Origin of the sequence: Streptomyces fructofermentans (assembly GCF_014651055.1) — a bacterium.
GTDB classification, from domain to species: Bacteria; Actinomycetota; Actinomycetes; order Streptomycetales; family Streptomycetaceae; genus Streptomyces; species Streptomyces fructofermentans.
In genome coordinates this window covers 14,576-36,420 of the sequence record NZ_BMWD01000033.1, presented here as the reverse complement: position 1 = coordinate 36,420, position 21,845 = coordinate 14,576, and the positions used below count along the sequence as shown (strand labels likewise).

19 protein-coding genes are annotated in these 21,845 nt (G+C 73.1%); 7 read left to right on the top strand and 12 right to left on the bottom strand.

Going from position 1 to position 21,845, the window contains the following annotated elements:
* Positions 1 to 82 precede the first annotated feature (82 nt).
* Together IE265_RS32885 and IE265_RS32880 are read right to left on the bottom strand one after the other, a co-directional pair.
* Complete coding sequence (locus tag IE265_RS32885) at positions 83 to 643, bottom strand: DM13 domain-containing protein (RefSeq protein WP_190039412.1); 561 nt, start codon at positions 641 to 643, stop codon at positions 83 to 85.
* A gap of 125 nt (positions 644 to 768) precedes the next feature.
* On the bottom strand, positions 769 to 1,143 hold the full coding sequence (locus IE265_RS32880) for an amphi-Trp domain-containing protein (RefSeq protein ID WP_190039411.1): 375 nt from the start codon (positions 1,141 to 1,143) through the stop codon (positions 769 to 771).
* Between the two features lie 372 nt (positions 1,144 to 1,515).
* Here IE265_RS32880 and IE265_RS32875 point away from each other — a divergent pair, with 372 nt between their 5' ends.
* On the top strand, positions 1,516 to 2,325 hold the full coding sequence (locus IE265_RS32875; protein WP_190039410.1) for a universal stress protein: 810 nt from the start codon (positions 1,516 to 1,518) through the stop codon (positions 2,323 to 2,325).
* Between the two features lie 172 nt (positions 2,326 to 2,497).
* Here IE265_RS32875 and IE265_RS32870 read toward each other — a convergent pair whose 3' ends face one another.
* From IE265_RS32870 to IE265_RS32825, 5 genes are all read right to left on the bottom strand, one after another.
* Positions 2,498 to 3,622: a PP2C family protein-serine/threonine phosphatase gene (locus tag IE265_RS32870; RefSeq protein WP_190039409.1), complete on the bottom strand. Its 1,125-nt coding sequence runs from the start codon at positions 3,620 to 3,622 to the stop codon at positions 2,498 to 2,500.
* A gap of 361 nt (positions 3,623 to 3,983) precedes the next feature.
* Positions 3,984 to 8,708: a tetratricopeptide repeat protein gene (locus IE265_RS38755; protein WP_229916791.1), complete on the bottom strand. Its 4,725-nt coding sequence runs from the start codon at positions 8,706 to 8,708 to the stop codon at positions 3,984 to 3,986.
* A 68-nt stretch (positions 8,709 to 8,776) separates the two neighbouring features.
* The gene (locus IE265_RS32835) at positions 8,777 to 9,253 is read right to left on the bottom strand and encodes a hypothetical protein (RefSeq protein WP_190039408.1); all 477 of its coding nucleotides are present in this window, start codon (positions 9,251 to 9,253) and stop codon (positions 8,777 to 8,779) included.
* 344 nt (positions 9,254 to 9,597) lie between these two features.
* A complete protein-coding gene (locus tag IE265_RS32830; protein ID WP_190039407.1) occupies positions 9,598 to 10,521 on the bottom strand; it encodes a hypothetical protein in 924 nt (307 codons plus the stop codon).
* Positions 10,522 to 10,693: 172 nt separating this feature from the next.
* On the bottom strand, positions 10,694 to 11,209 hold the full coding sequence (locus tag IE265_RS32825) for a putative immunity protein (RefSeq protein ID WP_190039406.1): 516 nt from the start codon (positions 11,207 to 11,209) through the stop codon (positions 10,694 to 10,696).
* Positions 11,210 to 11,361: 152 nt separating this feature from the next.
* On the opposite strand from IE265_RS32825, the gene IE265_RS32820 reads away from it, so the two are divergent.
* Positions 11,362 to 11,796 carry a VOC family protein gene (locus IE265_RS32820; RefSeq protein ID WP_190039405.1) on the top strand — a complete coding sequence of 145 codons (435 nt, stop codon included), beginning with the start codon at positions 11,362 to 11,364 and terminating at the stop codon, positions 11,794 to 11,796.
* Positions 11,797 to 11,856: 60 nt separating this feature from the next.
* Here IE265_RS32820 and IE265_RS32815 read toward each other — a convergent pair whose 3' ends face one another.
* The 5 genes from IE265_RS32815 to IE265_RS32795 form a co-directional block, all read right to left on the bottom strand.
* On the bottom strand, positions 11,857 to 12,795 hold the full coding sequence (locus IE265_RS32815) for a hypothetical protein (RefSeq protein WP_190039404.1): 939 nt from the start codon (positions 12,793 to 12,795) through the stop codon (positions 11,857 to 11,859).
* A gap of 272 nt (positions 12,796 to 13,067) precedes the next feature.
* Entirely contained in the window at positions 13,068 to 13,859 is a 792-nt protein-coding gene (locus IE265_RS32810) for a VOC family protein (protein ID WP_190039403.1), read from the bottom strand.
* A gap of 316 nt (positions 13,860 to 14,175) precedes the next feature.
* The gene (locus IE265_RS32805) at positions 14,176 to 14,628 is read right to left on the bottom strand and encodes a peptidoglycan-binding domain-containing protein (protein ID WP_229916789.1); all 453 of its coding nucleotides are present in this window, start codon (positions 14,626 to 14,628) and stop codon (positions 14,176 to 14,178) included.
* 238 nt (positions 14,629 to 14,866) lie between these two features.
* Complete coding sequence (locus IE265_RS32800) at positions 14,867 to 15,733, bottom strand: hypothetical protein (protein ID WP_190039402.1); 867 nt, start codon at positions 15,731 to 15,733, stop codon at positions 14,867 to 14,869.
* Between the two features lie 89 nt (positions 15,734 to 15,822).
* A complete protein-coding gene (locus IE265_RS32795) occupies positions 15,823 to 16,839 on the bottom strand; it encodes a GlxA family transcriptional regulator (protein WP_190039401.1) in 1,017 nt (338 codons plus the stop codon).
* A 70-nt stretch (positions 16,840 to 16,909) separates the two neighbouring features.
* On the opposite strand from IE265_RS32795, the gene IE265_RS32790 reads away from it, so the two are divergent.
* From IE265_RS32790 to IE265_RS32770, 5 genes are all read left to right on the top strand, one after another.
* Positions 16,910 to 17,860, top strand: coding sequence for an NADP-dependent oxidoreductase (locus tag IE265_RS32790; protein WP_190039400.1), 951 nt, complete (start codon positions 16,910 to 16,912; stop codon positions 17,858 to 17,860).
* Positions 17,861 to 18,047: 187 nt separating this feature from the next.
* On the top strand, positions 18,048 to 18,530 hold the full coding sequence (locus tag IE265_RS32785) for an anti-sigma factor antagonist (protein WP_308434836.1): 483 nt from the start codon (positions 18,048 to 18,050) through the stop codon (positions 18,528 to 18,530).
* A 78-nt stretch (positions 18,531 to 18,608) separates the two neighbouring features.
* On the top strand, positions 18,609 to 19,259 hold the full coding sequence (locus IE265_RS32780; protein WP_190039398.1) for a DUF4230 domain-containing protein: 651 nt from the start codon (positions 18,609 to 18,611) through the stop codon (positions 19,257 to 19,259).
* 320 nt (positions 19,260 to 19,579) lie between these two features.
* Positions 19,580 to 20,212: a VanZ family protein gene (locus tag IE265_RS32775; protein WP_190039397.1), complete on the top strand. Its 633-nt coding sequence runs from the start codon at positions 19,580 to 19,582 to the stop codon at positions 20,210 to 20,212.
* A gap of 201 nt (positions 20,213 to 20,413) precedes the next feature.
* Positions 20,414 to 21,670 (top strand): glycoside hydrolase family 16 protein, encoded by a 1,257-nt coding sequence (locus IE265_RS32770; RefSeq protein ID WP_190039396.1) that lies wholly within the window; start codon positions 20,414 to 20,416, stop codon positions 21,668 to 21,670.
* Positions 21,671 to 21,845: the final 175 nt, after the last annotated feature.

The window sequence follows — 21,845 nt, the reverse complement described above, 5'->3', positions numbered from 1 at the left end:
GACCTGGCGTCAACTGGCGTCAGTGTGCGGCGAAGTACGTCAACGCTTCCCGGTCCCGTACGCCGGATCCGCACGTCGGGCCTCAGGCGCGGGCGAGTTCGGCGGCGCCGAACGAGACGTCGAAGCGGTCGCACCAGATGCTGACGCTGCTGAATCCGGACAAGTCGACGTCCCCGGGCACGGCGTAGTTCTGGCTGCCCTTGTTGCCCTTCAGTCTGCCGAGGCTGACGTACTCACCGTCGTCGAAGACGCGCCAGCCGGCCGGGCCCTCCTTGACCGGCGCGTCGGTCAGCCACACGCGCAGGTCCGGCCCGTTGCTGGTGTCGAGCTCCTCCAGCCGCACGACATGGGAGCCGTCGGACAGCCGTACGAGTTTCACGGTGCCCGACGTCTCGTGCTCGTGGCTCACCAGTTCGCCACTCGCGAGCGTCAGCGGTCCGTCCGGCACGGAGGCCGTCGCGGAAGGCGACGCCCCGGCGGACCGGGAGGCCTCGACCACCAGGGGCGGTGCCTCGTTCACCGTCTCGTCCTGCCAGAGCTTCCACGGCTCGAACCAGAACAGCCCGGCGCCGATCCCGGCAACGGCCGGCACCAGCAGCCCGACGGCCCACGGCCTGCCGAGCACCCCACGTACACGTCCCATCCCCGCCCCGCCCTCCGAGAGTCCCGGCTTTCTGCCACCACCCCATTCAACGAGCCGGAGGGTCCGCGCGTGGCCCTCGGGAGATGACGAATCCCTTACGACGCGCCTGCCGCGTCCTCCACGGCTCAGGACGCCTTCGTGGCGGACCGTTTCGCGCTCTTGCCCCTGCTGCTGCCGGCGGTGGTGGTTCCGCGTGCCGGCCTGGCGGCCGCGGTCTTCGCCGGAACCGGCTTGTCCGCCGCTTCCGCCGTCCGCGAGGGTGCCGGCCTCGGCGACGCGGTCGGCCAGGTGAACTCGATCTCCAGCTCGACCTCCCCGTCGCCGATCTCGATCTCCACCTCACTGCGGAGGTCGTCGGGGATGCGAAGGCTCAGTGTGCCGGCGCCGAGTTCCAGTTCGACCTCCCCTCCCTTGCGCAACGCCGCCGCGAGGGCACTCAGCTGGTCGGCCGCCTCGAAGCGGGACAGCGAACGCTTCTGCTCGAACTTGAAGTCCTTCAACGGGTGTCTCCCATCCGGAAACGGCCCGGCTCCGGGTCGGACGCGCGGCCGGGCCGTCGGTGCCTCATCACTTCGGTGCGCCGAGCGCGCCCGCTGAGCGGGGGCATCGCGACAACGGCGCGCACAACTCATTCCAATCTCGTCCCCCGGGGCCCCGTCCGCACCTCGGGCGGACGGGGGCGGGTGCCGGGAGGGCAGGGCGCCGCGTCCCCTCGGACCCCGACCCTGCCGGACCCCGGTCCCCGGCCGCCTGCCTCTTGGCGCGTGCCGCCTGCCGCCTGCCGCCTGCCGCCTGCCGCCTGCACGGATGGCGCCATCACCGTCCCGCGCCGAAGCTTGGAACGTGGAGTGCCTGTGAGGGCTGGAGGAACAGTGGGCAACCGTGTCGTCGTAGGAGTGGATGGCTCGTCGTCGAGTCTCGCCGCGGTGGGTGAGGCGGCCGAGGAGGCCCGGCGGCGGCGCGCGGAACTGCACGTCGTGCACGCCGTCGGCCTGCCGGCCAGGCCCGCCTATTCGCCGCCGGACCCCGCGCCCCTCCATCGTCTGGTGGACGAGGCCGCGCAGCATGCCCGGAGCGTGGCGCCCGAGGTGGCGGTCACCGAGTCCGTGGTGGCGGGTACCGCGATGGCGGTGCTGACGGCCGAGTCGGAGGTGGCGGACCTGCTGGTCGTCGGCCCCCGGGGCACGGGGGCCTTCATCGGCATGCTGCTGGGATCGACGGCGGCGTCCCTGACCGCGCACAGCCACTGCCCGGTTCTGGTGGCCCGCGAGGAACCGGCCGGCACCGGACCGATCGTGCTCGCAGTCGACGGCTCCCCCGCGGGAGAGGAAGCGGTCGCATTCGCGTTCGCGGAGGCGGCCCTGCGCGACGCCGAGATCCTGGCCGTGCACGCGTGGCTGCCCGACCACGTGGCACCAGGTACGGGGGCCGAGGGCGCCGAACGCCTGCTGGCACGGGCACTCGCGGGGCACGGGGAGAGGTATCCGGACGTCACCGTCCGGCACGAGGTGCTGAGCGGCGAGACCCGCGAGACGCTGATCCGGGCGAGCAGGTCCGCCCAGCTCATGGTCGTCGGGGCGAGAGGGCGCGGCGGGTTCACCGGGATGCTGCTGGGCTCTGTGAGCCAGGCCCTGCTGCACCACGCGCACTGCCCCGTGGCGGTCGTCCGCGGCACGGCGTAGGAAGTCCCGGCGCACACCCGCTCCTTCGGGCTCGGCTTCCTTCGGGCCCGGCGCACACCCGTTCCTTCGGGCTCGGAGCTCGGACTCGGTGACCGGCGGGCGAGGCCTCGGACAACTGACGAACTGGCCCCCGGCCACCGGTTTCGGCCTCGCGGGAGGGCTCGGACGTCCGTCAGGTGGCCAGTTCCACGGACTGGCTCTGCGACTGCGGGGCGTTGCGGATGGCCACGCAGGCGATGTCGTCGTCGAGGTTGCGGTCGCTGTGGCGCACCAGGGCCTTCTGGAGGGTCCGCAGCAGCACGGTGGGTGACGTCGTGGCGGTCTGCCCGGCCCAGTCGGCCAGGGGGAAGAAGACGCCGTCCGGGTCTCGGGTCTCGGTCACCCCGTCGGTGTAGAGCAGGATCAGGTCACCGGGGACGAAGTGGATCCGCTCGACGTGGTAGTCGCAGTCGATGAGCGCGGCGAGGTTGACGGGCGGCGAGGGAGCGGCCGGCTCGATGACCCGGGTGGTCCCGTCACGGACGAGGAGCGGCGGCGGATGCCCGCAGCTGAGGATGGAGACGAGGGAACCGGTGGGCGGCAGTTCCAGGATGACGGCCGTGGCGAAGCGCTCGCAGAACTCCTCGTTGGTCACGGCGGCGTTGTAGCGGGTGAGCGCGGTGTCCAGGCGTCGCGCGATCTGGCCGAGGTCGGGTGACTCGTACGCGGCCTCGTAGAACGAGCCGAGCAGCGCGGCGGAGACCCCGACGGCGCCGAGGCCCTTGCCACGGACGTCTCCGAGGATGATGCGCAGACCGTGCGGGGTATCGGCCGCGGCGAGGAAGTCGCCGCCGATGCGTGCCTGGGGTGCGGCGGCCAGGTAGAGGGTCGCGATGTCCAGGTCTCTGATCCGGTCGGGGACGGGCCTCAGGAGGACCTCCTGGGCCGCGTCCGCCACGGCACGGACCTGGGCGAGGGTGTGCTCCCGTTGCTGGCGGAGGTGGCTGGCGTGCGCGGCGGCCAGGGTGACGGCGGCGATGGCGCCGGCCGTGTACGGGGCGGACGCGTCGGAGAAGGCCAGGGCGTAGCCGACGACCGGCAGGACGCAGATCGCGCCCAGGACGAGCGTCGCTCCGACCGACCACACCGAGGCCGCCAGAGCGGGTGCCGCAGGCAGCAGTTGGGTGAAGGGCACGTCCTGCGGCGTGAACACTGCCAGCAGGCCGATCACCGCTGTCAGCGCGACGGGGGACAGCAGGCCGGGGTCCCGACGCCTCACTTTGGCGAATACCGTCCGAAATGCTCCGATGTCACCCATGATCGGATCGTAGACGACCGGTGATCATCTCCGGGGGCGCGACCTCCACCATCCGGTCGAAGCGGTCCGACCGACCCCACGCGCACACGCGCCGGGCGGGCCCGTCACGGCGGTCCCGTACTGCCGGGCGCCCGTCAGGGTGGACCCGTCGCGGCGGTCCCGTCCCGGCGGGCCGCCTCCGCGAAGGCGCTCGACGGCCGAGCCTCCCGTCAGCCGGCCCGCTCCCGTCCGGCAACGGCCCGGCCGGTCCACACCGCGCACGGCCCCGAACCGCCTGGGTGGCATCCGAGCACCCGCCCGACCCGGTGGAGGGGCACGCAGCCCCGAGCTGCCGGGCCGGGCCGCGCACCGGCCGGGTCGGTCAGCCGGTCGACCCGTTCGCGGCCGACTCCGCCCTGCTCACCCAGTACGCATGGGTTCGACGGCAGGTGAGGGTCCCGGGGTCGTCGGGGCCGAACAGCCGCTCCCGGTCCGCCAGCAGATCGGCGAACGACTCCGCCGCGCCGGCCGCGTCGCCCGCCTCACCACGCCAGAAGGCCCACTCGTGGCGTGTCGCCAGGGTGTCGGGGTGATCGGGGCCGAGCACCCGCTCGCGGTCCCGCACCAGCCGCTCGAAGACCGTCGCCGCGCCGCCCGCGTCGCCTGCCTTCGCCCGCCAATGGCCCAACTGGTACCGGGCGGCGAACGTGTCCGGGTGGTCCGGGCCGAGCACCCGGCCCCGGTCCTCCACCAGCCGCTCGTAGACCTCCGCCGCACCGGACGGATCACCCGCCCGCCCACGCCAGCAGCCCAACTGGTACCGGGCGAGCAGAGTGTGGGGATGGTCCGCGCCCTGGACACGCTCCCCGTCGACCACCAGCCGCTCGTACGCCTCCGCCGCGCCGACCGCGTCACCCGCCTCACCACGCCAATAGCCGAGTTCGTGCCGGGCGGTCAGGGTGTTGAGGTGGTCGGGGCCGAGCACCCGCTCGCGGTCGGCCACCAACCGGTCGAACGCTTCCGCCGCACCCGCCGGATCGCCGGACTTCCCCCGCCACCGGGCCAGCCAGTACCGGGTGCCCAACGTGTCGGAGTGGTCGACGCCGAGCAGCCGCTCACGGTCGGCGACCAACCGTTCGGATGCCTCCGCGGCAGCCGCCGCGTCCCCCGACTCGCCGTACCACCGGGCCAGTTCGGCGCGGGCCACCAGGGTGTAAGGGTGGTCCGAGCCCTGGACACGCTCCCGGTCCGCCACCAACCGCTCGTAGACCTCCACCGCAGCGGACGGGTCGCCTGCCTCACCACGCCAGCGGCCCAACTCGTGCCGGGCGGTGAGCGTCTCGGGATGGTCCTCCCCCTGCACCCGCTCCCGGTCGGCCACCAGCCGCTCGAACGTCTCCTCGGCGGCATCGCGGTCTCCCGCCTCGCCCTGCCAACGACCCAGCCCGTGTCGGGCGGCCATGGTGTCCGTGTGGTCGATGCCGAGCACCCGTTCGCGCGCGGCCAGCAGGTCCGCGTACGCCGTCGCAGCGAGGCCGGGCTCTCCCGTCTCGGCCTGCCAGCGGGCCAGTTCGGCGCGGGCCAGCAGGGTGTACGGGTGGTCCGCGCCCTGGACCCGCTCGCGGTCCGCCACCAGACGCCCGTAGACCTCCACCGCACCGGACGGATCACCCGCCTCACCACGCCAACGACCCCACTCGTGCCGGGCGGTGAGCGTGTCCGGGTGATCGGCGCCCATCACCCGCTCACGGTCGGCCACCAGCCGCTCGTAGACCTCCACCGCACCGCCGGGGTCCCCGTTCTCCCCTCTCCAACGGCCCGACGCGTGCCGGGCGGTGAGCGTGTCCGGGTGGTCGGGGCCGAGCACCCGCTCGCGGTCGGCCACCAGCCGCTCGTAGACCTCCATCGCAGCGGCCGAGTCACCCGCCTCACCACGCCAACGTCCCAACCAGTGCCGGCTGGACAAGGTGTCCGGGTGGTCGATGCCGAGCACCCGTTCGCGATCCGCGCCCAGTTGCTCATAGGCGTCCGCCGCACCGGTCGGGTCGCCCGACTCACCACGCCATCGCGCCAGTTCGCCGCGGGCCACGAGGGTGTACGGATGGTCCGCGCCCTCGACACGCTCCCGGTCCGCCACCAGCTGCTCGTAGACCTCCACCGCACCGGACGGGTCACCCGCTTCGCCACGCCAACGACCCCACTCGTGCCGTGTGGTGAGCGTGTCCGGGTGATCGGCGCCCTGGACACGCCCGCGATCCGCCATCAGACGCTCGTAGACCTGCGCCGCACCGGCAGGATCACCCGCTTCGCCACGCCAACGACCCCACTCGTGCCGAGCGGTGAACGCCTCCCGGTGATCGGCGCCCTGGACACGCTCCCGGTCCTCCACCAGACGCTGGAACACCGCGGCGGCCTCGGACGGGTCCCCGGCCGCACCACGCCACCTGCCCAGACCGTGCCGGGCGTTGAGCGTCTCCGCGTGGTCCGGGCCGAGCACCCGCTCGTCGTCGGGCACCAGCAGGCCGTAGGCGTCCGCCGCACCGGCCGCATCCCCCGACTGGCCGCGCCATCGGGCCCATTCTGCCCGGGCGAGGAGGGTGTGCGGGTGATCAGCCCCTTGGACGCGCTCCCGATCGGCCACCAAATTCCGGTAGACCTCCACGGCGCCGCCCGGACTGCCGGTCTCGCCCCGCCACCTGCCCAGCTCATGCCGTGTGGTGAGTGTGTCCGGGTGGTCGGCGCCCATCACCCGCTCACGATCCGGCACCAACCGCTCGAAGACCTCCACCGCGCGCTTCGATTCGCCGATCGCGCCCCGCCACCTGCCCAACTCATGCCTGGCAGTGAGCGTGTCCGGGTGGTCGGCGCCCATCACCCGCTCACGATCCGGCACCAACCGCTCGAAGACCTCCACGGCACCGGCCGGATCACCCGCCTCACCACGCCATCGGCCATGCGCGTGCCGGGCCGCCAGTGTTTCGGTGTGGTCGGCACCCAGTACCCGCTCGCGATCCGGCACCAACCGCTCGAAGACCTCCACGGCACCGGCCGCGTCTCCCGCCTCACCGCGCCAGTGGCCCAACTCATGGCACGAGCCCAGGCTTTGCGGGTGATCGGGCCCGAGCACCCGGTTGCGTACGGGCACCAGCGACTCGAAGGACGCTGCCGCACCGGCCGGGTCCCCCGCTTCGCCCCGCCACCGGCCGGACTGATGCCGGGCGGTGAGCGTGTGGGGGTGCTCGGCGCCCTGCACCCGCTCGCGGTCGGCCACCAGCTGCTCGTACGCCTCCGCGGCGCCGGCGGCGTCTCCCGCCTCTCCGCGCCAACGGGCCCATTCGTGACGGGCGGTGAGCGTGTCCGGGTGGTCCCGGCCGAGCACCCGCTCGCGTGCGGCGAGGAGTTCGGCGTACGCGGTCACGGCCTGGGCGGGGTCTCCCACCTCGGCGCGCCACCGGGCCAGTTCGGCGCGGGCGGCGACGATGTCCGGGTGGTCGGCGCCGAGCACGCGCTGGCGGTCCGGGACCAGTTGCTCGTAGACCTCGGCGGCGCCGACGGGGTCTCCCGACTCGCCACGCCAACGGCCCCATTCATGCCGGGCGTTGAGCGTGTCCGGGTGCGCCGGACCGAATCTGCGGGTGGCCGCGCGCACCATTTCCAGCGCCCGGACCGCCGCGGCGTCGGGGTGGCCGGCCTCGCCGATGCTGGTGAGGGCCCGGAAGAGGACGGAGTGCGCGGTCGGCGGAGGTGGGGAGGTGCGCCAGAGGAAGGACTCTGCGTGGCGGGTGAGGCTCTCGGTGTTGGCGCGCAGGGCCTGCGCCAGGGCCGTGTCGCGTTCGATGGCGGGCCAGGAGGCGGTGAGGGCGTCGGCGGCGGTGCCGGCCAGTTCCTCGTACGACGTCCGGGGCAGCGGCTCGCGGACGGCGCGTTGGATGAGCTGGTGGACGCGTACCGACTGGGCGGGGGTGTCCGCGGTGTAGTCGACGAGGCTGAGCCGGTGCAGGACCCGCAGCGCGTCGGCCGCGTCCTCCTCCGTCACCTGGTGCCGGCTCCGGGAGGCCCCGGGGCCCGCCGGCGTGCGGTGTCCCGTGAGGTGGGCCAGGCCGGGAGGGCTGGTGAAGATCTGCGCGGGGATGCCGTTGGGGTCGAGCATCGAGGCCAGGCGGAGGGTCTCCCGGGCCAGTCCCCGTGGGCGCAACTGGTCCGCGCGGTCGATGGACAGGGACCAGGCGGCGGCGACTGTGACCGACTGGTCGTCGGGGAGGGCGTCGGGTTCGGGCACCAGGTCGGTCAGGTTGCGGGCCCTGTCCGACAGCCGGGCCCGGTAGGCGGTGCAGCTCAGGCTCGCGTCGACCAGGTAGGCGGCGGCCTGGGAGAGGGCGAGGGGCAGATGGCCCAGGTCCGCGGCGAGAGCCGCGAGTTGATCGGCCGGCTCGTTGCGTCCGTGCGCGGCCAGTACGGCGCCGAGGTAGGCGACGGCCTCATCGGGGGTGAAGAGGCCGACGGTGACGAGGCTGCGGCCCGGTCCTGTCAGGGCCGCGTCGCGGCGGCGTGTGGTGACCACGGTCTGCCCGCCGGGGCCCGCGGGCGGCCAGAGGCCCCGCAGGTCGGCGGGGTCGGCGACGTCGTCCAGCACGACGAGCCACCGGGGTTCGGCGGGCGGCGGCGCCGACCGGGCGCCGCGGGGGCCGGGAACGCGGGCGGGCTTGGGTTCCAGCCAGGCCAGGAACTGCGCGGCCGCCCGCTCGGGGTCGTCCCGGTCGGCGCCGAGGATCTCGACCGCGGCCTGGGCGAAGGCGTTGACGATGGCGGGGCGGGTCGTGGCGGTGACCCATACGAGCAGGTCCACGCGGCCGGCGCGCCATGCGCGGTGGGCGTGGTCGGCTGCGAGCTGCGTCTTGCCGACCCCGCCCATTCCGGCCAGGACCTGTCCGAGGACCGCGGTGCCACTGCCGGCCACGGCCTGTTCGAGCTGTTCGGCCGCTGCCCGGTCCTGGAAGCAGTCCGCCTGCCGGGGCAGTACGCCCACCTGGTGCGGCCAGGTCACTTCGCGCGGCGGCGCGGCGTGGTAGGAGAGGGTTCCGCCGGCGGCGATGGTGCCGACGGCCACGCTGTGGTCGCGGGCGTGGGCGGTGACGTCACCCGCCGCGAGGGGTGGGCTGGGGAAAGCCGGTCCGGTCAGCCCTGGGACGGATCCGGCACCGTAGGGGTTTCGACGCGGGCACCTCCGTGGATGACACCGCCGGCGATCGAGCCCCTGTCGGCCCGGATGGTGATGTCGCCCCCGGCGGCCAGCCCGCCCGCGCCGGCCGAGACACCGTCCCGCGGGGTGTACGGGGCGAGCAGGGCGCGGAAGTCCTCGGCCGCCCGCGCGCGTTCCGCTTCGTCGAGGCTCACCAGGAGGGCCTCGATGCGGGCCTGCCAGAACGCCTCGCCGCGCAGCCGTGCCCGCTCCACCTCGGCGTCGTCCGCGGTGAGCAACGCGACGGCGGTCTGCTCCAGCCGCTCCGACTCCGCGCGCTCGCGCCCGTCGTCACCGCGGCCGAACCAGCGCGCCACGGCCTGGCGCAGTCCGGTCCACGCGTCCGTGCCCGCGGCCTGCACGACCGCCGTACCGCCGGCCGCCGCGAGCACCACCAGAGCCTGTTCCAGCATCCCCAACCCCCTGATCGTGGACCTTCGCCGACGATAGCGCCGCACTTCCCACCGCAGGCCGCCGCCGGGAGAACACCCGTGCGCGCGTGCGCCAGTTGCGTACGGTGTCGGGGGTGGCGCCACCTTCGTCGACGTAGGCGTACTGGTCGGCTCGTGCCCCGCTCCGCCGGACCCGCCGCCCCGCGTCCGAGCAGTCCGCGCGGTCTTCGGAGGAGGCCACCGCGTCCGGGTGTGCGATCGCCGTGCCCCGCGCACCGACGAGGTCGGCGAGCCCGCGGCACCGACGCGCCGGGCGCCGGGCATGCCGGGCGTCCCACCTCCCCCACCGAGCACGCAGGGACGCCTCACGGCCTGTGGTCGATCCGGTCCTCGCGCATCAGCTCCGCCAACTCCCCGTCCGACAGCGGGTGCAGCGTGTCGAGGACGCGGCGCAGACCCGCTTCGCCGAGGGTCTGGCTCTCCACCTGCACCTCCGCGTTCCGGTCGCGGCGGACGAGCGTGATCTCGCGGACGCCTCCACGGAGTTCGCGAACCATGCACAACTCGCCGCGCGCGCCCACCGTGCAGGTCATGTCCTCCTCCGCCGGCTCGGGGCACCGGGCCGCCGGCGTGAGCGGCGAGCGCACCGTGAGGCCGACGTACGCGAACTCGTCCTCCCGGACACCCCGGTAGTCGACGCCGAAGTCGGCGGGGCCGACCCAGGCGTGGGCGACCCGCATTCCGGACGGCGGGTCGCCCAGACGCAGCAGTTCGGGATGCTCCCGGAACCCCGCGACCTCCGCCGCGTGCCGGCGCTGCCGTGCGTGCTCCGGCCCGACGGCGCCCCCGTACACCACCGCCGCCGCCAGCACCACCACCGCGCCCGCCCGTACCCACCCGCTGGGCACGAAGAACGCCGCGGCCACGGCGTACGGCGCGCCCGTCAGCGCGATCCTGGTGGCCGCGCTCCCCAGGTCGACGTCCCCTCCGTAGGCGGCCACTCCCGCCACGACGCCGAGCGTGCCGAGGAGGAGGACCAGGACGGCCCAGCCGAGCCGCCGCCCCACGGAGTCGCACAGCGGCACCACGGTCCGCGCCGGGATGCCCGCCGTGGCCAGCAGCCCCACCGTGAGCGGCACGCCCAGCAGCAGGACCGGCGCGGCCCCCACTCCCCCGCCGCCCCAGGCGGACATCACCAGGCCGAGGCCCAGCGTCGGCACCGCGACCGCCGTCACCGCCCAGACCAGCAGGAGATGCAGGGCCGTCAGAGTCCGTCTGCCACTCGTCATGCCGAGGATCGTGCCAGCCGTCACCGCGGAGCGCATGAGTCGCCGTACTCACTCCAGCCCCGCGCGACCGGGGCACGCACCCCGCCTCCGCACCGGTCTCCACACCGGTCTCCACACCGGATGGTCGCCCACGACACGACTGGAACGGCAGGCGTCAGCCGTGTCATCCGTCTCAGCAGTCGAACACCGACCAGCAGATGTCGTTCCGCAACCGCTGGTCGTCGAGGACGAGTTCCCGGATCGCCTCCGGGAGCCGGTCACGCTGCCACCGGCACTCGAGCCGTCCCGCCGTCTCGCCCTCGCCTGCCGGTGCCGCGGCACGTACGGCCTTGATCGCGTAGGCCGCGGCGCCCAGTTCGTGCGCGGCGACGTGGGCGACGGCCCCGGCCTGGCCCGCGGCGTACGCGGCGTGCCGTGCCGCTCCGCGAAGGTCCCTGGCCGCCCCCATGGCATGGCCGCCCGCCGCACGGGCCTCCATCATCCTGACCTCGCCCCGCACCCAGCCGCGGGCCTGCTCGATCGCGTGGCGCGGTCGGGGGTCCGAGGGCCGGGCCGACTCGAACAACGGAAGAACGTGCTCCGCGCACGTGGCGGCCCAGAGCGCGAGGAGGTGGTGATCCGCGTCGGTGAGGGTCCCGCCGCGGCGGATCGTCACGAAGCGGGGGTCCCGGACCGCCGGCAGGATCATGGCCCTGTGCTCCCTTCCGCGCGCGTCGGCGCCGCTCATCACGTGTGCCGGAGAGGTCAGTCAGCCACCCGGCACGGGCACGCACCAGTGTGCCCGCCGGTCCCCCGCCCACAAGCAGATGGGCGGCCGAACACCTTTGCTATGGTGCGCCGATGTCAACGATCAAGCAGGTCCAGGTCACCTTCGACTGCGCGGACCCCGAGCGCGTCGCCCGCTTCTGGTGCGAGGTCCTGGGGTATGTCGCGCCGAAGCCGCCGGAGGGCTACGCCACTTGGGACGATTTCAACGCCACGCTGCCGCCCGAGGAGCGGGGTGCGTGGTTCGCCTGCAGTGATCCCTCGGGCGTCGGTCCGCGCCTGTACTTCCAGCGCGTCCCCGAGGGCAAGGTCGTCAAGAACCGGGTGCACCTCGACGTGCGGGCCGGCACCGGGCTCGTCGGCGAGGAGCGTCTGGCCACGCTTCAGGCCGAGTGCGCGCGGCTGGTCGCGCTCGGCGCGGTGTGCCAGACCGTCCTGCTCGCCGACGGCGAGAACGAGTCGTGCATCGTGATGCAGGACGTCGAGGGCAACGAGTTCTGCCTCGACTGAGCGCCCTGCCGGGCCGCACATGCGCGCAGCCGCGCGAGCACCGCTCCCGCGCCCGACGGTTCAGTTGCCGGGCCAGTCCCCGCCTGCGGTCACCTCGCGGGCGATGCGGTGCCACTGGTCCTCCCCGCCGGGCAGGGGCCAGGCCCAGGTGGGTTGCTCGGCTCTGCTCAGATCGCCCAGGAGGCGGGCCAGTTGCGGGCCGGCTGTCGTGGTTCCGTCGGGGACGGTGGGACCGTGGACGGCTCGGAGCCGGGCGTGGCGGGCGAGTTCGCCCTCGTAGAAGTCCGCGGCCTCGTCGGTGCGGGCCGCCAGGTCCTCGTGCGACAGCGTTCGGTGCAGTTGCAGGAGCGGGAGTTCCACGGACTCGGCGACGGCGGCGGCGAGTCTCGCGTGGCCGTCCAGGACGAGATGGCAGTGCAGGCCGCTGACCCACCACAGCAGGACGGGAGGGAGCGTTCCCTCACGGGCCTGCTTGCGGTACGCCTTGACGCGGCTGTCGTCGGGCTCCGGCATCGGCCGCAGCGGAAGGACCTCCCACGAGATGTTGTGGAAGAACCAGTCGATGAGGCCCGCCGGGTGCCCCTCGATGAGCATCGCTCTCCAGTGCTCGCCGTGCGACATGTCGGCGTGCGTCCGGAGCCGGCCCCTCAGCGGGCTCTCGTGCGAGAGCAGCCAGCGGCCCTCGTGCAACGGGCTCTCCGGTGACTCCTCGAGGTACCCCGCGAAGCGGTGGGCCCACCGCTCCGGGCTGCCCGCCAGGGCGCGCCCGGCGTCGGCGCGCAGCGGCGGGACGAAGGAGCGGTACTCGTCGGTCCGCCAGAAGTCGACGCCCTGGAGGTGCTGGTCGACGAGTGCGAGCAGCACGGGCCGGGACTGCTGGCGGAGCAGCAGCCGCTGCCCGGCGCTGAAGAGGCGCAGACCCGGTGGGCGGCGGTCCTGTACGTCGAGGGTCAGGCCCGCCCAGGTGCCGTCGTCCTGACTGAGATCGCTGCGGCGCATGGGAGGAGCGTAGGCAACGGGTCCGGGGACCGCCACGGTGGTCGGTCCCGGTGGCGGTGTTGCGTGTGTCGGCCGGCAGGCCCGTTCCCAGGACCCGGGGCCCGGGGAGTCCGCGGCCCACTCCGGCTCGCGCGTCGCCCCGGGAGCGCCTGCGGGACGGTACGGGCCGGAGGGTCCCGGGCCGACGGCGGCCCCGGCTCAGCAGAGCCCGAAGGTGGCCGCGGCCCCGGCAGAGCCCGAAGGTGGCCGCGGCCCGGCCCCGCCGGCCGGGATCACATCCGCGGGTCGGGCTTCAGGAGCGCGAACACCGCGCCGAAGGGATCGGCGACCCAGGAGATCCTGCCGACGTCCGGCACGTCCGCCGCCGGCATCAGCACGGACCCGCCGTTCTCCGTGGCCGCCGCCACCGTGGCGTCGACGTCCTCCGCGTGGAAGTAGGGCACCCAGCGCGGCCTGTCGACCCCGCCGCCGGGTCCGTCGCCGAGGGGTGCGACGCCGCCGAAGGACGCCATCGGCTGGTCGCCGTCCTTGGTGCTGAGCACCCGGTACGTCATGCCGGGCGTCTTCATGTCCTGGCTGCGCCAGCCGAAGAGGCCGTGGTAGAAGGCGATGGCGGCGAGCGGGTCGGCGACGTGGAGTTCGGCCCAGAGCAGGGAGTTGGGCATGGTGATGAGGTCCAGTCCCGCGGTCCGCCCGGGCTGCCAGAGGGCGAACTCGGCGCCCTGCGGATCGGTGGCCTGCGCCAGCCATCCTTCGCCCATGACGTCCATGGGCTCCATCCGGACGGTTCCGCCGCCGGCCGGGACGGCCGCGGCGGTGGCGCGGATGTCCTCCGTCATGAAGTGGATCATCCATGCGGAGCTCGCCCCCTCCTCGGTGAGCGGCCCGAGCGCGGCGACGGTCTTCCCGTCGATCTGGAAGAAGCCGTACCCGCCGGCCTCGGGCCCCGCGGAGACGAACTGCCAGCCGAGGACCGAGCTGTAGAACGCGGCGGCCGCGTCCGTGTCGGGGCTGCCGAGGTCGAGCCAGTTGGGCGATCCGGGGCGGAAGTCGGTCTCGGACATCGCGGTCCTCCACGTGACGGGGTGGTCGTGCCGGGGCCGCCTGCCGACCCCCACGCAGAGCCTTCCACCGGTGGGCGGCCACCTGGGCCGAGTCCACCCGTACGGACCATTGACCGCCGTAGTGCCCCCGCCCGGCCGCTCGGTCCTGTAGGCATGGCGCCGCCCTCGCGGAGACGGCGGCGGCGCGGGTCCGCCGGGAGTTCCCGGGGCGGGCCCGCGCCGCTTGGCGCTGCGCCTACGGCGCATCGGACGCTGTGTCAGGACGATCGAGGAACGCCTGCGCGGGGCAGTCCGTCCTCAAGCGCGCGACAGGTGTTCAGCACCAGCCTCCACCGAGGTGGCTGAACGCCTTCCAGGCAGCCCTGGTCTTGGTTCCTGCGTCGCCGTCGATGCCACCGGTGTCGTAGCCGATGTAGGTGAGGAAGCGCTGGAGGCCGCGGATCGTGTTGGGGCCGACGTCGCCGTCAACGGTTCCGGCGTTGAAGCCGCGGTCGTTGAGGAAACGCTGCCAGGCCTTCCAGCTGTTGGTACCGAGTTCGCCGTCGATGGCGCCGGGGCTGAATCCGGCGTCGCGGACGTAGCACTGTGCACTCTTGGCCTCGGACGTGTTCAGGCCGAGGTTGTTGTACGCCTGGATGCCGACGGTCTGGTTCGACACCTGCTGGGCGGGTGCTGCCGCGGCCACGGTCGCACCCGCGAGGGTGCCGACACCGAGAGCGGCCGCTGTCAGGGTCCCTAACAGTACCTTCGTGAGCCTGTTCGAGATCATGTACCTTTTCCCCCGATACTGGAGTGACTGGGACGGCAATGACGCTACCGCCGTACATTCCTGAACCGGTATTGCCGGTTGTGAGGGTTTGATGGGCCTGCGGCTGGGGAGGGCGGACGGGGCCCTGTCCGCCGTGAGGCCGTCGTGGGGCCACCGTTCCCGTACGCGACGGCCGGGACCCGTGCCTCGCGGGGGCAGCGCGCACTCCTCGAAGCCCGTGCGCCGAGGGGGACGGCCGTCAGGCGCAGCCCATCCGAGGCTTCACCGCGGGCCACATCTCCACCGTGCCGGATGTCCGGACGTACGCCTTCGTCCGGTCCTCGGACAGCCACAGCCGCTTCTCGCCGCGGCGGTACCCGGTGTCCCGGGCGTCGTCGGGCAGGGTGGCGTCGCCGTCGTACGCGGCGGTGAGCATGCCGTCGAGCACTCCCTTCGGATCACGGGCGTACAGGACTCGGTCGGCCCCGCTGCCCAGTTCGAGGAAGTGGGCCGACTGCCAGTCGCAGTGCTCCGAGCCCTGGGAGCTGCTGATGGTCGACAGCGGCAGGCGACGCCCGCGCCCGTCGGTCCAGATCTCCAGCCCGCGCTCCTCGCTGAAGCTCGGCGGGAACTCCGCGATGTCGCACGAGGCGGTCGTCTCCGGACCCCAACCGGGCCTGTGGGGCTGGTCCTTGGCGACGATGACGGCCACCTTCGTACGGCCGTCGACGTCGTACGAGAACAGGACGCGGCCCTTGTCCCTGCGCTCGACGCGGTAGCCCGACCTGGGGACGTCCGGTTGCTCGACCTCGAAGTACGTCCTGAGTCCGTCCTCGGGGGTGGCGCCGCCGTCGCGCTTGCTCCAGTTGCCGCCGAAGCCGCCCGAGGCGATCTCCCCGTCGCACTCCAGGGCCATCCCGGCGGCGCCCGACTCGGCCTTCGTGGCCCGCGGGCTGTCCTCGTCGTACTCCTTGTGCGGCACCCGGAGCGGACCGCTGTACGGCGTGCTGACGGAAGCCTCCTCCGCCAGGAGCCCGCCGTCGGTCTCGCCCTCGCCGCATCCCGTCGCGGTCATGGCCGTGACGAGCACCGCCACCGCCACTCCGCCGGCCCCGAATCCACGCATCGCGCCCCCTTGCCCTTGATTCCTGCCCCTCCGACGCCCCGGCGGCGGAAAACGTTCACCCGGGCGTCACCGGGGGACGGGCCCGCCCTTCACCGCGGGCGGGTGGCGTGGAACGTACGCCGGTAGGCCTGCGGGGACACACCGATCGCCGCGTGCAGGTGCTGTCTGAGCGAGGTGCCGGTGGCGAAGCCGACCTCGCCCGCGATCCGGTCCACGGGGAGGTCGCTGGATTCGAGCAACTGCCGGGCGCGCACGACGCGTTGCTGGATCAGCCAGCGACCGGGGCTGATCCCGACCTCGTCGTTGAACCGGCGGGCGAAGGTGCGGGCGCTCATCCGGGCGTGGGCCGCCAGGTCCGCCAGTGTCAGCGGCTCTCCGAGCCGCCGCAGGGCCCATTCCCGGGTGGCCGCGGTGCCGGCGGCCGAGGCTTCCGGCACGGGCTGCTCGATGTACTGGGCCTGCCCGCCGTCCCGCCACGGCGGGACCACGCAGCGCCTGGCCACCCGGTTGGCGAACTCGCTGCCGTGGTCCTCGCGCACGAGGTGCAGGCAGACGTCGACGCCGGAGGCGGCGCCCGCCGAGGTCAGCACCGAGCCCTCGTCGACGAACAGGACGTCGGGGTCCAGGTCCACGTCCGGGAACATCTGCCGGAACAGCCCCGCCAGCTCCCAGTGCGTGGTCGCCCGGCGTCCGGCGAGCATGCCGGCCGCGGCCAGGACGAAGGCGCCCGTGCAGATGGAGACGATCCGGGCGCCGGGCCGGATGGCGCGCAGCGCGGCGGCGACCGGCTCGGCGAGTTCCGCGCCGACCCGTGACGTACTGAAGGGCGGGATCACCACGGTGCCGGCCGTCGCCAGCACCTCGGGGCCGTGGTCGACGGTGATCGAGAAGTCCGAGCTGCTGCGCACCGGCTTCCCGTCGACGGTGCAGGTCAGCACCTCGTAGCGGCCTTCGGCCGAGCCGAAGATGCGGCTGGGGATGCCCAGCTCGAAGGGGTACACGCCGTCGAGGGCGAGCACGACGACCCGCTCCACCCGCTCGTCGTGCGCGTCCGGTCCGTCGGGTCCGGTCTGCTCGGGGCTCTCCCCGCAGTACGTCCGCTGCATGGCACGATCCTATCGAACAATGACCATCTTGCCATTTTCTGTCGGACCGGCGCCCGGCAGTCTGGAGCCCATGAGCACTCCCCGCACCATGCGAGCCATCAGTCAGGACGTCCTCGGCGGTCCCGAGGTCCTCAAGGAAGTGGAACTGGAAGTCCCCGAGCCCGGCCCCAGCGAGATCCTGGTCAGGGTGTACGCGGCCGGCCTCAATCCGACCGACTGGAAGCACCGGGCAGGCGGCGGTTTCCTCCGGACGCCGCCGTTCGTGCTCGGCTGGGACGTCTCGGGGGTCGTCGAGGCCGTGGGCCTGGGCGTCACCCTGCACCAGCCCGGCGACGAGGTCTTCGGCATGCTGCCCTACCCGCACGGCGTGGGCGCCCACGCCGAGTACGTCGCCGCCCCCGCGCGGGCCTTCGCCCGCAAGCCGTCCGGGATCGACCACATCCAGGCGGGAGCGCTTCCGCTGGCCGCGCTGACCGCCTGGCAGGCCTTGGTCGACACGGCGGACGTCCGGTCCGGGCAGCGGGTCCTGATCCACGCGGCGGCCGGCGGGGTCGGTCACCTGGCGGTCCAGATCGCCAAGGCGCGGGGCGCGTACGTCATCGGGACGGCCAGCTCGGGCAAGCACGAGTACCTGCGCGGCCTCGGGGTCGACGAGCCGGTCGACTACCGGGAGACCGACTTCGCCGAGGCCGTCCGCGACGTCGACGTGGTCCTCGACACCATCGGCGGCGACTACCGGTCGCGCTCCCTGCGCACCCTCCGCCCGGGCGGTCTGCTGGTGTCGATCCTGCCGACCGGCACCACCGAACTCGCCGAGGAGGCGGACCGGTCGGGCGTGCGCGGCATCGAGATGCTGGTCGAGGCGGACCAGGCCGGGATGAACGCGATCGCGGACCTCGTCGCGAAGGGGCGCCTCCGGGCCACGGTCGCCGAGACCTTCGCCTTGGCCGACGCCGCGAAGGCGCACGCCCTCGGCGACACCGGCAGGACCACGGGCAAGCTGGTGCTCCAGGTGCGCTGACACCCCGACGGGCACGGGGAGCGGGTCCCGGGGAGGAAAAGGCCGCAGGCCCGGGGAGCGAGGGGCGCGGGACACGGGAACGACGGGCGCGTCAGGGGGCGCATCCCACACACGCCACGCACATTAAATCCCAGACATATGTCAATCGAACATGCTGGAATTCACTCCAACGAGGGTAACTTGCTGGGTGGGAATCGTTTTGGCGGCCTCCTGGCCCACGGTGCCGCGCCTGCTCTCGCAGAACGACGTCACCCTGGCCCCCGGTGACCTGGTTGGAGGTGATGTCGTCGTGCGCGACGATCCCGCGTCCCGCACTCCCCACCTGCGTGTCCATCAGGACCGCGGGAACACCGTGCTGGAGCTGCACGGCGAGATAGACATCATCGCGGCCCTGGACATCGTCCCCGTCCTCGACGAGGTGACGGGGCGCCCGGGCGCCCAAGTGGTCCTGGACCTGCGGTACATCGAGTTCTTCGACTGCTCGGGACTGCGACTGCTGTACCGGGCCCGCCGCCGGGTCCTCGCCCGCGGCGGCCGGCTCCAGCTCGTCTGCACCCACCCCCTGACCCTCCGGATCATGCAGGTGGCCGGCTTCGACCGCGTCGTGACTCCGCTGGCGGGCATGGACGAGGTGCTCGGCCGGCACGAGGCGGCCTCCGAGGTCCTGTGACCCGTCCGCCCCCGCCCAACATGCCTGTCTGCCAAGGGTTCTGGCGGGCACAAGGGAGGAGGGAAGGAGGGCGGTCACATGACGACGTCCCTGAAACGCCTGCCGGGATGGGCCAAGGTCGCGAGCGCGATCGTGCTGGTTCTGGTGGTGCTCGGCGCCGGGTTGCAGCTCAGCCTGCTGCCCGGGCTGCGCGACGTGTTCCGCGAGGACACCCATGACCGGACGGGGCCCACGCTCCTCAAGTCCATACAGGACATAAGCCGCTACGAAGCCGCCTCGGGCAACTTCCAGGTGGTGGTGGACCTGGAGAAGGACGCCCGGTTCCTGCCGGACGCGCTCCGCGGGACCCGCACCCTCTACGTGGGCGCGGGCACCGTGGACGCCTACGTCGACCTCGGGAAGGTCGGCGAGAACGACGTGAAGGTCAACAAGGACCGCACCTCGGCCGAGCTCAATCTCCCCCACGCCCGGCTGGGCAAGGCCGCGCTCGACCCCGACGAGTCGTACGCCGTCTCGAAGCAGCGCGGTCTGCTCGACCGGCTCGGTGACGTCTTCTCGGACAATCCGAACGACGAGAGGGCCGTGCAGCGGCTCGCCGCCCGCCACATCGGTGACGCCGCGAAGGACAGCGAGCTGACCGAACGCGCCGAGGGGAACACCACGAGCATGCTCAAGGGCCTGCTCGGTTCGCTGGGCTTCAAGGAGGTGACCGTGACCTACGGGTCGTGAGCCGCCACCTCCGGTCGTGAGCCGTCGTCCGCGGGTCGGCGGCCACGGCCCGGCCATGCCCGCCCGTGCCCGGACGGACCCGGCCGAGGCGGCCGGCTGCAAGCGCATACCGCGGTCCAGGGGCCCGGCGGGGCGAACACCCCGCCGGGCCCCTCCCCGGTTCCGCGGGCCCGCTCCAGGGAGCACAGGAAACCGCCCTGACCACCGGGAACACCGGGAACTCGGACCCTGCTTCCGCACGTCGAACATCGGCTGCATTGTCCGACCCATTCGGGGTAACTGGTCGAGGGCCAGCAGCACGGTTGATAAATGGAGGTCGGATGGACCGCGCAGTGTCACGTCCACGTACAGCACTTCGCTCCTTGTCCGCCTCACGGTTCCGGTCCGGCAAGTCGCGCCCCCGTCCGGCGAAGAAGGAGCGCGGGTCCCGGAACACCAAGTCCGCCCGCCCGTCGGCGGCCACCCGGGAGCGGCGGCCCCTGCCCTTCCTCGTACGGCTGCTGCTGGTGCTGGTCGCCTTCGCCGCCATGGTCGCGTTCGCCGCGGCCCTCGCGCAGATCACACTCCAGCCGTCGCCGGCGTCCGAGGCGCTGACGCACAACAACATGCATCCGGGCCGCTCCCTGCGCGCCTATCTCGACCAGCCCGAACTGCGGGACGCCTTCCGGCAGATCGGCGGCAATCTCGTCCTCGGCATCCCGTTCGGCATCCTGCTTCCGGTGCTGATCCCCCGGGTGCGCGGAATCCTGCGGGTGCTCCTGCTGACCGCGACGGTCATGCTGCTGGTCGAGCTCGTGCAGGGCGCGCTGATCACCGGGCGGGCCTTCGACATCGACGACGTCATCCTCAACACCACGGGTGCGCTGGTCGGTTACCTGATCCTCGGCCGCCGGCTGAGCCGCGCGGTGCATCCGCGCAAGCGGCGCGGCAGGCGGGAGAGCGCCAAGTCCTGACGCGCACGGCCGCGTCGGTGACGCGGGAGCGGCGGGAGTGCCAGGGGGTGTCGGGCGGGGCGGACCACCGGATGTGAACGGTTGGTCCGTACCAAAGCCTTGACACCCCCTTTCCTCAATTCTTAAATCAAGAGGCGAAGCACGCACCCCCCACCTCAGTCGGCGCACCCCGCACGGGGCCGCCGTACGGAAGGGAGAGTCGTGGACTCCCCACGCCTGCTCCGCAGATGCCTCCTCGCCGCCTTCTCCGCCGTACTCCTCGCCTCCGCCGCCGTCACGCCCGCCCAGGCGGACCCCACGCGAGCCGCGGCACCCGAGCCGAGGGCGGCGGCGGCCGTCACGTTCTCGGACACCTTCGACGGGCCCGCCGGCTCGGCCGTCAACTCCTCGAAGTGGCAGACCGAGACCGGCGACAACGTCAACAACCACGAACGGCAGTTCTACACCGCGGGCACCAACAACGCGGCCCTGGACGGCCAGGGCCACCTGGTGATCACCGCCCGACGCGAGAACCCGAACAACTACCAGTGCTGGTACGGCCGTTGTGAGTACACCTCGGCCCGCCTGAACACCTCGGGCAGGTTCACGACGACGTACGGCCGGGTCGAGGCCCGGCTGAAGGTGCCGCGCGGGCAGGGCATGTGGCCCGCCTTCTGGATGCTCGGGAACGACATCGGGCAGGTCGGCTGGCCGAACTCGGGCGAGATCGACGTCATGGAGAACGTCGGCTTCGAGCCCTCGACCGTGCACGGCACCCTGCACGGCCCCGGGTACTCCGGCTCGGGCGGCATCGGCGGCGCGTACACGCTGCCCGGCGGCCAGGCGTTCGCGGACGCCTTCCACACCTTCGCCGTCGACTGGTCGCCCGAGGCGATCACGTGGTCCGTGGACGGCACGGTCTACCAGCGGCGTACGCCCGCCGATCTGGGCGGCAGGCAGTGGGTGTTCAACAAGCCGTTCTTCCTGATCCTCAACCTCGCGGTGGGCGGCTACTGGCCGGGCGACCCCGACGGGTCCACCGTGTTCCCGCAGCAACTCGTCGTGGACGAGGTGAAGGTGACGACGGGTGAGAGTTCGGGCGGCGCTCCCATCCGGGGTCTCGCGGGCAAGTGCGTCGACGTGGCGGCGGCGAACTCCGCGAACGGTACGCCGGTCCAGCTCTACGACTGCAACGGCACGGCCGCCCAGCAGTGGACCGTGGGCTCCGACGGCTCGATCCGTGCGCTGGGCAAGTGCCTCGACGTGACGGCGGGCGGAACGGCCGAGGGTACGCCCGTCCAGCTCTACGACTGCAACGGCACCGCCGCCCAGCGGTGGACCGTCACCGGGGCACGCGACATCGTGAACCCGCAGGCGAACAAGTGCCTGGACGTGACGGGCAACAACTCCGCGAACGGGACACGCCTGCAGATCTGGACCTGCGCCGGCACGGCCAACCAGAAGTGGACGGTCGGCTGAGGAGACCGATCGGCTGACCTCCGCGCGGAACCGGGCGGCCGACCGCCGCGCGGGTCGGGCAGCCGACCGCCATGCGGGTCCGGGCGGCCGACCGGACCGGCCGCCCCGAGCGGGGCGGGGCGGGCGCCGCCGTGGGCCGGCATCCCGGCCGTCCCCGCCGGAACCCGTGCCACCA